Origin of the sequence: Pseudomonas lundensis (genome assembly GCF_015377145.2) — a bacterium.
In the GTDB taxonomy this organism is placed as follows: Bacteria; Pseudomonadota; Gammaproteobacteria; order Pseudomonadales; family Pseudomonadaceae; genus Aquipseudomonas; species Aquipseudomonas lundensis.
In genome coordinates, this window is record NZ_CP062158.2 from 4,477,179 (window position 1) to 4,491,887 (window position 14,709).

A 14,709-nucleotide genomic window follows, 5' to 3' on the forward strand; every position below is an offset into this window, starting at 1 on the left:
ATGAAAGTTGATTATCCACTTAGCTCCCATTCAGGCCTGCGGGGCTGAATTCACTCTTTTCATGGGTAAAAAACATGTTCGCGCAGGCCAATACAGCTCACTTTTCCTTGCTCATCCCGAAGGTGCGTAACGACTTCAAAGTCTTGGCATTCAACGGCAAGGAAGCGATCAGCCAGCTGTACGCCATTCGCATCGAGTTGGTCAGCGAAAATTCGAATATCGATCTGGAATCATTATTGTGCCAACCCGCTTTTCTACAGTTCGGCCATAAAGGCGAAGGGCTCCACGGCCATATCGAAGAGGTATACGTCGGGGAATCCGGCAAGCGCCTGACGCGTTATAGCGTCAGCCTTGTACCCGCCCTGCACTATTTGCAGTTCAGCCAGAACCCGCGCATTTTCCAGCACCTGAGCGTGCCGCAAGTGCTGGCCAAGGTGCTTGGGGGCCATGGCATCCAGGCAGATGCTTACGCCTTCAACGTCCACCACAGCCCGGTGCGTGAATACTGCACGCAATACGCCGAGACTGATTTTGAGTTCTTGCAGCGCCTGTGCGCCGAAGAGGGCATCGCCTGGCATCACCAGCACAGTAAAGACGGTCACTTGCTGGTCTTCACAGACACCCAGACCTACTTTCCTCTTTTGGGAGAAACGCCTTACCAACAAGGCACTGGCACCGTGGCCGACCACCCTGTGATTCAGCAGTTCTCCCAGCGCCTGAGCACCCGGACCAGCACCGTGACGCGTCGCGATTACGACCTCAAGCGCCCCAGCCTGCTGCTGCAAAGCACTTTCACGGCCGACGTTGCCCCCGCGCTCGAGGACTATCAGTACCCGGCGCTGATCGACACCGAGAAACGCGGCATGCAACTGGCCCGGCAAGCCCTGGAGCGCCATCGCAGCGACTATCGCCTGGCTGAAGGCCATAGCGATCAGCCCGTGTTACGCAGCGGCCACTTCTTCACCCTGACCCAACACCCGCGTAAAGCCTGTAACGACTTGTGGTTGCTGCTCAGCGTCCATCACGAAGGCCTGCAGCCCCAGGCGCTGGAAGAGTCCGTCAGCAGCGATGTGCAACCCGCAGACGGCTTCACCCAGGGTTACCGCAACCAGTTCAGCGCCATCCCGTGGGACGTGTTCTACCGCCCGCCCCTGACACCCCCGCGCCCTCCGCTCGTGACCCAGACCGCCCGCGTGACCGGCCCGGAGGGCCAAGAGATTTTTTGCGATGAACTGGGACGCGTGCGGATCGAGCTGCCATGGGACCGGGCCGAACTGGACAGCGACAAAAGCAGTTGCTGGGTACGCGTGTCATCGAGCTGGGCGGGCAAGCATTTCGGGGCCAGTACCCTCCCCCGCGTCGGCATGGAGGTGGTGGTCACCTATGTCGAAGGAGACCCCGACAAACCGCTGATCACCGGCTGCGTGCCCAACACATCAACACCTGTGCCCTACCCGCTGCCGGCCAATAAAACCCGAACAGTGATGCGCAGCCACAGCTCGCCGCACACCGGCGGTTACAACGAACTGTCAATTGAAGACCGTGCCGGGCAGGAAAAAATCTTTCTGCGGGCACAGCGCGATCTCGAACACATCGTGCTGAACGACAGCGACACAAAAATCGGCCGCGACCGCGCCGAACACATCACCCGCGACAGCCGCAGCCTGATTGATAACGACCGTTTCGAGCAGGTTGGCGGCAACAGCACCAGCCTCATCAAAGGCAACGAACAGCACACCACCCAAGGGCTGCGCGACACCGTGATCGAAGGCAACGAGCAACTGTCGGTCACCGGCAACAGCAGTACCCAGGTCGACGGCACGTGGGTGATGCAGGGGGGAGCCCACGCCCATGTCACCGCGACCCACGTGGTAATCAACGCCGGGGCCAGCTTGACCCTGAGCGCGGGCGGCCAACACATCGTGATCAATGGCGGGGGTATTTTCAGCAGCGTGCCGATCGTGGTCGGCGGTGCGCCCGTGCCCGGCGTCGCGCCATTGCAGGCAGCCCAGGCGCAGGCCATCGCGGCCAAACCTCTGATTGCGCCCACACTGTCGGCCCTGATGAAGGCCAGTAAAGCCAAGGGGACTGACTTCTGCCCCCTCTGCGAGGCGTGCAAAGACGGCGTCTGCCTGCCGCAAGGAGCCACATCATGAGCCTCACCACCGTCGTGCAATGGATGAGCGAACAGCGTCAACTCGGCCAGGCCATTGCCCTGGTGCTGGACTCCGAAGACGAGCGCGAGACCCGTCAACAGTTGTTGCGAAGCTGCGATTACGAACGCTACTGCGGGGTCTATCACCAGACCCCGGTCAGCGAACTGGCCGATGCCGGGCCCTTTATCTTCATCATCGAGCCCCGGGAATACGCCGTGCTCGACACACTGCTGGCCGAGCCGCAGCGCCACTGGGGCTGGCTGGCCAGCCTGCCCCAACAGCAACTGCCCGCCCTGACCCGGCACTGGCGCGAACGCATCATCACCGGCACCCGCCCGAATCAGGCGCTGTACCGTTTCCACGACAACCGGGTACTGGCCCGGGCGCTGGCGTTCATGCCAGAAGACGCTCGGCCCGGCTACCTGGGGCCTGTCACCAGCGTGTGTTACTGGGCCCAATCGCGCTGGGACGTCACCCACAACCCCGCGCCCGGTGAACACCCCGTACCCGACCAACCGGCGTGGCTCAACGTCCCGGCCCCGCCGTTGCTGGCCATCGACATCCTGCACACCAATATCTACCGCTACCTGTGGGCCGAACGCAGCGATGAAATGCTCACACTCAGCCAGCATCGAGCCCCGGACGAGTGGCTGGCCGAGCAACTGACCCAAGCGCGGCACTGGAACTGGAACACGCCCGAACAGCTGCACTTTTTAGTGCTGCACCGTTTAGAGACCCTGGAGCGGCCGCTGATAAAAAACTGGTCCCCCCGCGACCACGAAACGCCCCAGGCCCACTTTGAGCGACTGTTGAGCGAAGTGCAGTTCTGGGCGGGAGAAACGCCCCTATGAAGCCCAACCTGCGTGCATGGCTCTTGAGCACCAGCATGAGCCTCCTTACCGGCTGCTCACTGACCCCACCCAAAACCTTCACCTTTCAGGCTGACGTGCCTGAAAACTTTACGGTGACGGGCACTGCCAACTACAAACCCGCGCCCGGTGAAACCTGCATCGCCCCCTCCGGCGAAGCGTTCACGACAGGCAGCCTGTTCTTCAAGCCGGAGCAACCCAAAACAGCCCATCAAGTTGAGTTCAAAGTCCCACTGACCGATGACGACCATGGCTGCTCGATGGTACTGCGAGGGCTGAAGCTGATGATTGAAGGACAGTGGGGCAAACGTGAACTGGACATGAGTTTGGCGTCTGCCGGTTTCTCCGTCAGTGATGAGCCCTCAGCACTGCCCCCCGCCACGTCAACACCACAGACCCAGATCTTTAACGGGCAATGTCAGTGGCTGTTTCGCACGGTCGGCCCTAAGCGTTTTATCAGGAAAATACTTAAATGCAGGGCCCTCGATGCGAAAGGCGAAATACAAAAACGCATGATCGGCGGCCCCTTGCACCGCGATCAGTTGGCGGACTCGACGGTCAAGTTGGTGTTGTCTGTGGCGAAGGAAGAAGAACCAGCGGTTGGGGATAACTGGGTTAAGTTTCCTCAGGGATGGAAACGCTGTATGGGAGAAGATCTTGACGATAGGGATGCCTTCTGCCTTGGAAACACCACCGACTTCAAAAACTTCAAAATGTCTGACGGTCGCGATTGCACTGTTTATCCCAACTGCACTGAACAAGAACAATAAACAATGAAAACACGTCTAAACATTTGCGATTGGAACGTGCGAATACCCGCCATCAACTGGGTGCAAACAGCGTGCCTGGGCGCTTTCGCTTTGTTGATCTCGGGTTGCTCAATGACCCCACCCAAAACCTTCACCTTTCAGGCTGACGTGCCTGAAAACTTTACGGTGACGGGCACAGGCAATTACATACCTGCGCCCGGAGAAACCTGCACGGGCCGATCCGGCAAACCGTTCCGCGTCGGTCGTCTGCACTTCAAGCCGGACCAGCCAAAAACGGCCCACCAAGTTGAATTTAAAGTGCCACTGACCGACAACGAACATGGTTGCTCGTCAGTGCTTCACAGTTTGAAGCTGACTATTGAGGGGCGGTGGGGGCCAGGCAGAGAGCATACTTCACAAGAATCTGCCAACTTCTCTATTTCAGATGAAACCTCGCAACAAGCCTCTACGCCTCGAGTGTTTGAAGGGCAATGCCAGTGGTTATTCAGAACTATGGGCCCATATCGCCACATCGTAAAAATCCCGATGTGCAGAACCTTGAATGCAAACGGCGATATGGAAAAACGCATGATCGGCGGTCGTTTGCACCGCGATCAGTTGGCGGACTCGACGGTCAAGTTGGTGTTGTCTGTGGCGAAGGAAGAAGAACCAGCGGTTGGGGATAACTGGGTTAAGTTTCCGACGGGTTGGAAGCGATGTATGGGGAAGGCTTGGATGATCGCTATGGCTTTTGCCGAGGAAACACCACCGATTTCAAACCCTTCAAAATGCCCGACGGTCGCGATTGCACTGTTTATCCCAACTGCACTGAGCAAGAACAATAAACAATGAAAACACGTCTAAACATTTGCGATGGGAACGTGCGAATACTCGTCATCAACTGGGTGCAAACAGTGTGCCTGGGCGCTTTCGCTTTGTTGATCTCGGGTTGCTCAATGACCCCACCCAAAACCTTCACCTTTCAGGCTGACGTGCCTGAGAACTTCACGGTGACCGGCACTGCCAACTACAAACCCGCGCCCGGTGAAACCTGCATCCCCCCCTCCGGCGAAGCGTTCACGACAGGCAGCCTGTTTTTCAAGCCGGAGCAACCCAAAACAGCCCATCAAGTTGAGTTCAAAGTCCCACTGACCGACGACGACCATGGCTGCTCGATGGTACTGCGAGGACTGAAGCTGACTATTGAGGGGCAATGGGGACCCCGCGAATTAGATATGGGACAAGAAACAGCCAGTTTTTCTGTTTCAGACGAACCCTCAGGACAAACTCCCGTCGCTCAAGTGTTCAAAGGGCAATGCCAGTGGTTATTCAGAACCATGGGCCTATATCGCTACATCGTAAAAATCCCGATGTGCAGAGCCTTGAATGCAAACGGCGACATGGAAAAACGCATGATCGGCGGCCGCTTGCATCGCGATCAGTTGGCGGACTCGACAGTCCGGTTAGTGTTAAGTGTGGCAAAGGAGGAGGAGCCTTATTTCAATCGCTACTGGATTAAGACAGCCGCTGGCTGGAAACCTTGTAAAGGGAATTGGGGGCGGGATATAGAAGAATTATGCGTAAGTCCCCCGCAATTTAAAAACTTCAAAATGCCCGACGGTCGCGATTGCACTGTTTATCCCAACTGCACTGAATAAGGACATTAAAAAATGAAAAAACATGTAAGGACGGAAAATTGTAAGCAGTTTCTACCCACCATCAAATGGGGGCAGGCTTTATGCCTAGGAGCTTTTACTTTGGTGGTATCGGGCTGCTCCGTCACCCCACCCAAAACCTTCACTGTTCGGGCTGAAGTACCTGAAAACTTCACTGTAACGGGTACTGCAGATTACGTACCCGGGCCAGGCGAGTCCTGCACGGGCCGATCCGGAAAACCATTCCGCATAGGTCGTCTTCACTTTAAACCAGAACAACCTAATACGGCACATCAGGTTGAATTCAAAGTGCCATTGACTGACACCGAACATGGTTGCCCGACAGTGCTTCAGGAACTCACGATGAATATTGAGGGACAGTGGGGCAAGCGTGAACGAGACATGAGTTTGGCGTCTGCCGGCTTTTCTATCAGTCAAGAACCCTCCGCGCTGTCCCCCGCCACGTCAACACCACAGGCCCAGGTTTTTAACGGGCAATGCCAGTGGCTGTTTCGCACAGTTGGGTCCAAACGTGTGATCAGAAAAATATTGCAATGCAGGGCCGTGGGTGCAAATGGCGAAATGGAAAAACGCATGATTGGTGGCAGGTTACACCGCGATCAGTTGGCGGACTCGACAGTCAAGTTGGTGTTAAGTGTGGCGAAGGAGGAAGAGCCTTATTTCGACCGCTACTGGATTAAGACAGTCGCTGGCTGGAAACCCTGCAAAGGAAATTGGGGTAGGGATATAGAAGAGCTGTGTGTGACTCCGCCGCAATTCAAAAAATTCAAAATGCCCGATGGTCGTGATTGCTCTGTCTATCCCAATTGCACAGAATAAGGATGCTCGTTATGAGTACATACGAAAAAAAAACCGATTGGGAAGAACCCGCATTCAGTGCGGATATGCTCGCGTGTCCTTTGAAAGAAAACTGGGTAAGTTTTCAACTCGTTGACGAACAAGGGAAGGGAGATGCCTATGCAGGGCTGAGCTATACCTTGAGAGATAGTGCAGATCAAATATACCGAGGCACTCTGGATTCTGAGGGCTTCGCGAAAATCAATGAGTGTTATAAGGGCCCTGTAATTTTATGCCTTGATACTTCCTACGCTGGCAGTGAGGTGACGTATAACGACCTGAAAATTAGAAAATCTTACCCGCTCCCCATCACCGAACTCCAAGTCCGAGCAGAAAAAACCCATTTTTTCCACAAAGACGGCTTCCGTACCGAACACAACCCTGCCAATAAGAACGACGGCAATTTCATTCAGGTGGAGGTTCGCGACCTGGTTAAAAACGGCGCGCATTTACCGCCGGTGGTTGACCGTCACTACCCGCCCAAAAAAGCACTGCTTGACGCAGTGGCCCAGTTATCGCCGGGGCAAGACGCGTCCGACCTGTACGGTGTTGGGCTAATGCCTAATCGCCATACCGTGCTGGAAGTTCGCCCTCTGCGTGCCTTCAGGCCCCTGCTTTCAACCGCGAATGAATTCAGCGCCTTGAATTTGTATCAGCTCTCCATCATGGCGGGGCTGAGTTATTCGGATTTCGGCCAAAAGCCGCCCGTCAGGCCTACCCATACAGTCGAATTCAAATTTAACCCCAGTGTTGGCAACTTTTTCGGGGATGCCCTGGCAAACTTCCGCCAAAGCTGGAGGGTCGAAAAAGACCAATCTTCGGTCACCCGCTATTACCCTCTTTATGAAGAGGTGCCCTACTCCAAACGCTTCGAAATCCTGCCCTTCGACCCCACGCTTTATGAAATGAATTTGCCGGAGAAAGAAAAGAAACAGGAGCACCCGGAAAAGCTTCATTTTTTCAACGATCATGATGAGTTCATTTTGAGTGGTAAAAGCACCCAGGCCTATATCACGCACCATGATGAAATCATCCTGATCGGCATACGTGGCACGCTTGAAAAGTCAGACTGGTGGCGTGATGCCGATGCTGTACAAGTGCCTTTTGAAGAGGGTGCTGGTCATGTTCACCATGGTTTTTACGATGCCTACAAGGCGATGAAAAACTTCATTAAGGAATACCTCGATCGCTTTCACACGGGGCAAAAAGTCATCATCTCGGGGCATAGTCTGGGCGGGGCAATCGCTTTGCTGCTAGCCGAAGCATTAAGAAACTCCCCGGATGACGACTACGACATCCTCCTCTACACCTACGGCGCGCCACGCGCGGGTGATGCGGCTTTCGTCGAGGCCGCCAGGCCGCTGGTTCACCATCGTATGGTCAACAACGACGACGTGGTGCCCAGCGTACCCGCGCCCTGGATGAATGCCCGGCGTACCATCTGGCTTCCGGGGCTCGCTTCGCTGTTTGTGATCAACCCGGTGATGGCCATTTTGATTTTTGTCGGAGGCCTGGTGCGGGTCGGCGGCAAACCGTATGAGCATCACGGCACGTTGCACCACTTCATGCCCGTGCGTTTCGGCGCCGAGGAAAAATCTTCCATTCTCTGGAACCCTGGTTGTGCCTCTATCGAAGAGGCCGCTTGCACCCGCGCCCTGGCCAAGGACGGGGATCTTCCTTGGCGCGGTGGTTTGATCCAACAGTTCATGAGTTTTGGGGATCACAGTTTGGCGGGCTCTTACATCCCGTTCTCATGGGCCACCTTGCGGCGCTGGCAGCAAACCGAGAAAGACAGTCAGACGGTGGTCACCAACCGTGAGTACAGGCTGGTCAGTGAGGCGCTGCAAACCATGCGCAAACAGGTGTTGAACAAGAGCAGAGAAGCCGCCGACACCAAGGGGTATGCCAATAACGAGCCCGACTACATTCAGACCGTCAACGACTATTCAGGCGAGTACGGCAAGCTGGGCACGGCCCTGCAACGCCTCAAAACCCAGAACGATCGTTACCTGACCCTCAAGGATGTCTACGGCACGGCCGCGCAGTCTGACCAGTTGCAACCCACGCTGGATCGCTGGATGGCCCAGCGCGAGAACCAGGTGCAGGTGCAAATCGCGATGATCCCTCAGCTCACGGGGTATGACTTGGAGGTCGCTTCAGCCGGGAAGCCATATTTCCTGGACTTAGACTCCATTGTGTAACGCCTCGCCAGCAGCCCGGTTGCGCCAGTCACCGGGCTGGAGGTTGTGTTTTGCGGTGTTCATATCGATAGGGTCACACAGGCGCTGATCGCTGCGGCCTACAGTTCGCGTCGAACTCACGGACAGGTCATCCAGTGGGGCCACTTCTATGTTTAAAAAAGGATTTTTTTAAACATCAGAAAGGATTTCGATGTGAATGGACCCACTGTCGGCCCAATTCTGGGCTACACCACTGCTCACCATGCGCGCATTTTTCTGCGCGGCGCCCCCAGCCAGGATTACCCGGTTTTCGCAGGCATTCGGCACCGTAAACGCGGCGAATCGCTGTGGTCTTCGGGTGTTTACTCAAAGCTCGATGACGCCTACGACATGTCCGACACCCTGGTGCTGGACAACCTTGAAGCCGACACGCCCTACGAATACCAGGCGGGCTGGTTCAACACCACGCACCCCGACCACACCGCCGAAACCGTGGCAAAGATACCGCTGGAATGGCCACAAACCGTTTATACCTTCAAGACTGCAAGCACCGAACGCAATCGGGCACGTCGTTATATCGTGGGGTCTTGTCGCTACCTCAGGCTCACCTTGGGCGTGCCATCTGCGCCCGAACTCGGGGACGCCATTTTCAGCGCGATTCAGTCGCTGTCAGCCCACCAACCGCTCGATGCGCTGCTGATGATCGGCGATCAGGTCTACGTTGATGATTTGAACATCGTGGCGCCCGACCGTGATTACCCCTCCATCGCGCACAAATACCGCTGCGCCTTTTCTCAGCCTCACATCCGCACCTTAATGTCGGGCACACCGACGTACATGATTCTCGATGACCATGAAATCGAGGATAACTGGCCCGCCAATCAAAGCAGCACCGACAAAGCGCTTTATCAAAATGCCATCCGTGCTTATGAAATCTATCAGTGCAGCCATGGCCCGGCGCTTGAGCGGCTGCCCGACGGACAAATCAACCGAAAGGCATCGCGCTATTGGTACTCGTTTGCCGACGGCGACAGCGACTGGTTTGTCATGGATTGCCGCACGCAGCGCACACTGAAGGACAGCGACAAACGCATGCTGGGCGTCGAGCAGGAAAACGCGCTACTTAAATGGCTGATCCAGAGCCCGGCCAAAGTGAAATTCATTGTCAGCAGCGTGCTGGTCTTCCCCGACCAAAACAAACATGGCGACGATGGCTGGCAGGCTTACTCAGCCCAGCGCACACGTCTTCTTGAGACCATTCGTACCAACAAGATCAAAAACGTCATTTTTGTATCCGGCGATATTCATGGCTCATTGACCAGCCAATTGCGGCATACCCAAGACCCTGACTTCCTCGTACACAGCATCGTTTCTTCGCCACTGTGCAACTCAAAAATGCTGCCCTACGCCAAAGCCAACAACCTGATCTTCGACCGCCCCTTGGCCACCAACAGTGCCGGCGCTTATGAGGTATCAATGACCAGCCGCATGATCAGCGAAGACAATTTCGCTTGCCTGACGCTGCAAGCGGACCAGTTAACCGTGGACTTTCACGATAAAAAAGGCAGAAAAATCGAATCCGTGACCCTCGCCCTGATGTGAAAGTCATAAATCTGAAACGTACGACAGTCGGCATGCAGGAATGGGACTGCCTGCCGATAACCCCATATAGCACTTAGCCTGCATGCTCACTTGTCAGCGCAGTGAGCATGATGCAACCCTGCTCAAACCGCAGTAACAGGCGCCAGCCCATGCGTAAACAGCATTTGTGAAGCGAGTTTCCCGATGAAAAGCCAACCCGATGCTGTCCCGCGAGCGGCAGCCGAGGTCGTCACGCAGTTACCTGTGCCTTCCCGGCTCGGGATGCTGCGTTTCGAGCGGCTTAATGACGCCAGCTGGGCACTGCTTTACCTGGACCCTAATTGCGAGCGCCAATTCGGCTTGCCGGCCGTGGAGCTGTGTTCGTTGCTGGGGTCGCCTTATGCCAGCCTGATGGAACCGCAAGCACGCTACCGGTTGCACGACGCAATCCAGCTCCAGTTGGGGGTCAACCCGTATTACGTGGTGCATTACACCCTGCACACCTCCTTGGGCGCGCTGAGCCTGATGGAACTGGGCGAAGCCTACAAACAACATAATCGGCACCTGTTACGTGGCTACCTGCTGGTGGTTGAGTCGGCCGTCAACAGCGCGCCCCCGGTGCCGCTGGATGATCTCGAAACCCAGAACTCCCGCTTGCAGATTGCCCTTGAACTCAACCAGCGCGCCCAGCAAGAGCAACTTCAGCATCTGGAACGTGTCCGCGCCCAGCAAGACTTGATCCTGCGCCTGGCCCGCCATCGTTATAGCCAGAACAACTCCCTGCAAGAAGCCGCGGAGCTGATCACCCGCAGCGCCTGCGACATCTATCAAATCGACGGCGCCAGCCTGTGGAACCTCGAAGGCAACCGCCTGCTGCCTATTTCCGCTTACGAGCGCGAAAGTAATGCCTACGTCGCCCACGATATTTTCGATGCCAGCGACTTTCCGGATTACCTCGAAGCCCTGCACACCAGCCGTTCGATTGACGCGCAAAACGCCACCCGTGACCCACGCACCCGCGAACTGGCTGCCAGCCTCAGCCGGAGCGATGTCAACGCCATGCTCGACGCCAGTATCCGCATCGATGGTCAGGTGGTGGGCGTGCTGTGCCTTGAGCAAACAGGCAGCACCCGCGTGTGGCAGTCCGATGAAATAGCCTTTGCCGGAGAGCTGGCCGACCAGTTCGCGCAGGTCATCAACAATCACAACCGGCGCACGGCCACCAATGCGCTGCATCTGTTCCAGCGGGCCGTGGAACAAAGCGCCAATGCCTTCTTGCTGGTCAATTGCGATGGCGTGGTGGAGTACGTAAACCCCAGTTTTACAGCCATCACCCAATACAGCACCGAAGAAGTGCAGGGTCACAAACTGTCCGAGCTGCCCGCGCTGGAGAACCTCAGCGAACTGCTGTTCGACGCGCAATCGAGCCTGAGCAAAAGCAACAGCTGGCAAGGCGAATTCAAAAGCCGACGTAAAAACCTGGAACCCTATTGGGGGCAACTGTCGATTTCCAAGGTCTACGGCGACAACCGCGAGTTGACGCATTACATCGGTATTTATGAAGACATTACCGAGTCCAAACTGGCCCAACAGCGCATCGAGCGCCTGGCCTATACCGACAACCTGACGAATCTGGGCAATCGCCCCGCCTTCATTCGCAACCTGGATGAACGCTTCAACCGTCACGAGGACGCCCCGCTTTGCCTGCTGCTGGTGGACATCGACAATTTCAAACGCATCAATGACAGCCTCGGTCACCAGACCGGCGACAAACTGCTGATCAGCCTCGCACGCCGCCTGCGCAATAGCCTGAGCCCTAGCGGCAGTCTGGCGCGGTTTGCCAGTAATGAGTTCGCGGTGCTGCTCGACGACACGGACCTTGAAGCCGGCCAGCAGATGGCTTGCCAGTTGTTGATGACCCTCGACAAACCCATGTTCGTCGACAACCAGTTAATCAGCGTGACCGGCTCGGTAGGCGTGGCCAGCGCACCGCTGCACGGCCGCGACCCGCAAACCTTGATGCGTAACGCAGGCCTTGCCCTGCACAAAGCCAAAGCCAATGGCAAACATCAGGTTCAAGTGTTTACCGAAGCGCTGAACGCCGAAGCCAGCTACAAGCTGTTCGTCGAAAACAACCTGCGCCGCGCCCTGACCCAAAACGAGCTTGACGTCTTTTACCAGCCCAAACTGTGCCTGCGCACAGGCCGGTTGCTGGGGATGGAAGCGTTGCTGCGCTGGAACCACCCGGAGCGCGGCATGATCCGCCCGGACCAGTTCATCAGCGTGGCCGAAGAAACCGGCCTGATCATCCCTATCGGCAAGTGGATTGCACGTCAGGCCTGCCGCATGAGCAAGCAGTTGAGCGCCGAAGGCCTGGGCAACCTGCAAGTCGCCATTAACCTGTCGCCCAAGCAGTTTTCCGACCCCGACCTGGTTGCCTCGATTGCCAGCATCCTCAAGGAAGAACAACTGCCCGCGCGTTTGCTGGAGCTGGAACTGACCGAAGGCCTGCTGCTCGAAGCCACCGAAGACACTCACCTGCAGCTCGACCAACTGAAAAGACTGGGCCTGACCCTGGCCATGGACGATTTCGGTACGGGCTACTCATCGCTCAGCTACTTGAAGAAATTCCCGATCGACATCATCAAGATCGATCGCAGCTTCATCAATGAGATCCCGGACAACCAGGACGACATGGAAATCACCTCGGCCGTGATCGCCATGGCGCACAACCTCAAGCTCAAAGTCGTGGCCGAGGGCATTGAAACCGCCGAGCAACTGGCCTTCTTGCGCCGCCATCGCTGCGATGTGGGCCAGGGCTACCTGTTTGACCGACCGATTCCTGGCAGCGAACTGGTGGAAAAACTCAAACGCTACCCACGTGGCCCTCTGGACTGACAGCGCCGCAACACTCGGGCACACTGGCGGTCTACATTTTTACAAACTGACTGAGAGGGCTTGAAACATGGTCTTGCGCTCGGAAATCCTGGTGAATAAAAACGTGCTACCTACCCCTGAACAAGCCCTGCCGGGCCGTGAAACGCCTATGGTGCTGCCCGAAAAGCATTTCGTGTTCGAAAACACCCCGCTGCTGGGCCCTTTTATTGGCAATGTCGGCTTTGCCATTTTCGGCCTGGGTTGTTTCTGGGGCGCGGAACGCAAGTTCTGGCAAAAAGATGGCGTGGTCAGCACCGTCGTGGGCTATGCGGGCGGCTCGACCCCCAACCCGACGTACGAAGAAGTGTGCTCGGGCCTGACTGGCCACACTGAAGTCGTGCTGGTGGTCTACGACCAGGACAAGGTCAGCTATGAAGCACTGCTGAAAATGTTCTGGGAACTGCACGACCCGACTCAGGGCATGCGCCAGGGCAACGACATCGGCACCCAATACCGTTCGGTGATCTATTGCACCACGCCTGAACAACTCGCACTCGCCCAGGCCAGCAAAGAGGCCTACCAAGCCGAACTGACCAAAGCAGGTAAAGGCACCATCACCACTGAAATTGATGAGGCCCCGACGGTGTACTTTGCCGAGGCTTATCACCAGCAATACCTGGCCAAAAACCCTGAGGGTTATTGCGGGATTGGCGGCACAGGCGTGACCTGCCCGATTTAAAGCGCCATAACGCGTTAACCGTGTCACACCCGTCGCAGCCTCACGCAGCCTCACGCAGCGCGTCACCGACTACAGACACCCGCCACCCTGTGGTCGCTGCCACGCTGCGTGAGGCTGTGATTCGATACCGCCGCCGACTGCGCCCACCCACCACACACCGCCCTGACCGTCAGTGTGTGCGGGCGATGCCTTATTCCGCGATCAACCATTCCATCTGCCAGCCGCCCTGGGTTTGCCCCAGTTTTTTGGCCAACCACGGCAACAGCTCACGCAGCTCTTCTTCCAGGCCCCAAGGCGGGTTGGCAATCGCCAAGCCCGAGCCATTGAGGCTATTGGGCGTGTCGAGCGGGTGGACAAACAACTCCACCTGCAACAGTTTCGGCGCGCCTGAACCCGCCAAATCCTGATAAAAGCGACGCAGCTGACGCTTGTCCTTGATCGGATACCAGATGGCTACCACCGTCTGACGCATCCGGCTGATGGCCTCTTTCAACGACTCGGCGCAGCGTTTCATTTCGTCGAGCTTTTCGAACGGCGGATCAATCAGCATCAACCCACGCTTTTCGGCCACGGGCAGCAGCGCACGCGGCACATGCCAGCCTTCCCCCAAATGCACCGCAACCCGACGATCGCCCTTCATGTTGTCTTTGAGCAACACACCGTCTTCGGGGTGTTTCTCGTTCAACAACACGCGGTCCTGAGAGCGGGTCAAACGCCGCGCCAATTCAGGCGAGCCCGGGTAGTAACGCAACTCACCGTCCGGGTTCAGCTTGTGCAGCACTTGCATGTAATCCGCCGTCACGGCGGGCAAGTCTTTCTGCCCCCACAGGCGTGCAATGCCCTCCAGGTACTCGCCAGTGCGAGTGGCCTGATCCCCTTGAAGGTCGTACAACCCAATGCCCGCGTGGGTATCCAGGTAGGCAAAGGGCTGCTCTTTACGCGACATCAAGGCGATGAGGCGGGTCAAAACAATATGTTTAAGGACGTCGGCATGGTTGCCGGCGTGGAAGGCGTGACGATAGTTCATGGTTGCTCCTGCGCAGGG

Annotated in this window: 11 protein-coding genes; 10 read left to right on the forward strand and 1 reads right to left on the reverse strand. The window is 56.7% G+C overall.

The genetic code is table 11. From position 1 onward, the window contains the following. Positions 1–74 precede the first annotated feature (74 nt). The 10 genes from tssI to msrA all read left to right on the forward strand — a co-directional run bounded on the left by tssI (position 75) and on the right by msrA (position 13,664). Positions 75–2,156 (forward strand): type VI secretion system tip protein TssI/VgrG, encoded by a 2,082-nt coding sequence (gene tssI / locus IF654_RS20900; protein WP_194862097.1) that lies wholly within the window; start codon positions 75–77, stop codon positions 2,154–2,156. Continuing rightward, positions 2,153–3,007, forward strand: a complete 855-nt coding sequence (locus tag IF654_RS20905) for a DUF4123 domain-containing protein (RefSeq protein ID WP_094987610.1) — start codon at positions 2,153–2,155, stop codon at positions 3,005–3,007. Before tssI ends, IF654_RS20905 begins: the two co-directional genes overlap by 4 nt. Beyond that, positions 3,004–3,795: a hypothetical protein gene (locus tag IF654_RS20910; RefSeq protein WP_230683738.1), complete on the forward strand. Its 792-nt coding sequence runs from the start codon at positions 3,004–3,006 to the stop codon at positions 3,793–3,795. The genes IF654_RS20905 and IF654_RS20910 overlap by 4 nt, the downstream gene beginning before the upstream one ends. 111 nt (positions 3,796–3,906) lie before the next feature. Further along, positions 3,907–4,626, forward strand: coding sequence for a hypothetical protein (locus IF654_RS20915; RefSeq protein ID WP_230683739.1), 720 nt, complete (start codon positions 3,907–3,909; stop codon positions 4,624–4,626). 104 nt (positions 4,627–4,730) lie between these two features. Continuing rightward, positions 4,731–5,432, forward strand: coding sequence for a hypothetical protein (locus IF654_RS20920; protein ID WP_194862096.1), 702 nt, complete (start codon positions 4,731–4,733; stop codon positions 5,430–5,432). Between the two features lie 12 nt (positions 5,433–5,444). Beyond that, the gene (locus IF654_RS20925) at positions 5,445–6,269 is read left to right on the forward strand and encodes a hypothetical protein (protein ID WP_230683740.1); all 825 of its coding nucleotides are present in this window, start codon (positions 5,445–5,447) and stop codon (positions 6,267–6,269) included. Between the two features lie 11 nt (positions 6,270–6,280). After that, positions 6,281–8,488 carry a lipase family protein gene (locus IF654_RS20930; RefSeq protein ID WP_095010461.1) on the forward strand — a complete coding sequence of 736 codons (2,208 nt, stop codon included), beginning with the start codon at positions 6,281–6,283 and terminating at the stop codon, positions 8,486–8,488. A gap of 192 nt (positions 8,489–8,680) precedes the next feature. Continuing rightward, on the forward strand, positions 8,681–10,069 hold the full coding sequence (locus IF654_RS20935) for an alkaline phosphatase D family protein (RefSeq protein WP_194862095.1): 1,389 nt from the start codon (positions 8,681–8,683) through the stop codon (positions 10,067–10,069). Positions 10,070–10,252: 183 nt separating this feature from the next. Then, positions 10,253–12,946, forward strand: a complete 2,694-nt coding sequence (locus tag IF654_RS20940) for a putative bifunctional diguanylate cyclase/phosphodiesterase (protein WP_095010463.1) — start codon at positions 10,253–10,255, stop codon at positions 12,944–12,946. Between the two features lie 67 nt (positions 12,947–13,013). Continuing rightward, entirely contained in the window at positions 13,014–13,664 is a 651-nt protein-coding gene (msrA, locus tag IF654_RS20945; RefSeq protein WP_047273048.1) for a peptide-methionine (S)-S-oxide reductase MsrA, read from the forward strand. Positions 13,665–13,854: 190 nt separating this feature from the next. Here msrA and IF654_RS20950 read toward each other — a convergent pair whose 3' ends face one another. Further along, entirely contained in the window at positions 13,855–14,691 is an 837-nt protein-coding gene (locus IF654_RS20950) for a 23S rRNA (adenine(2030)-N(6))-methyltransferase RlmJ (RefSeq protein WP_047273047.1), read from the reverse strand. Positions 14,692–14,709 lie beyond the last annotated feature (18 nt).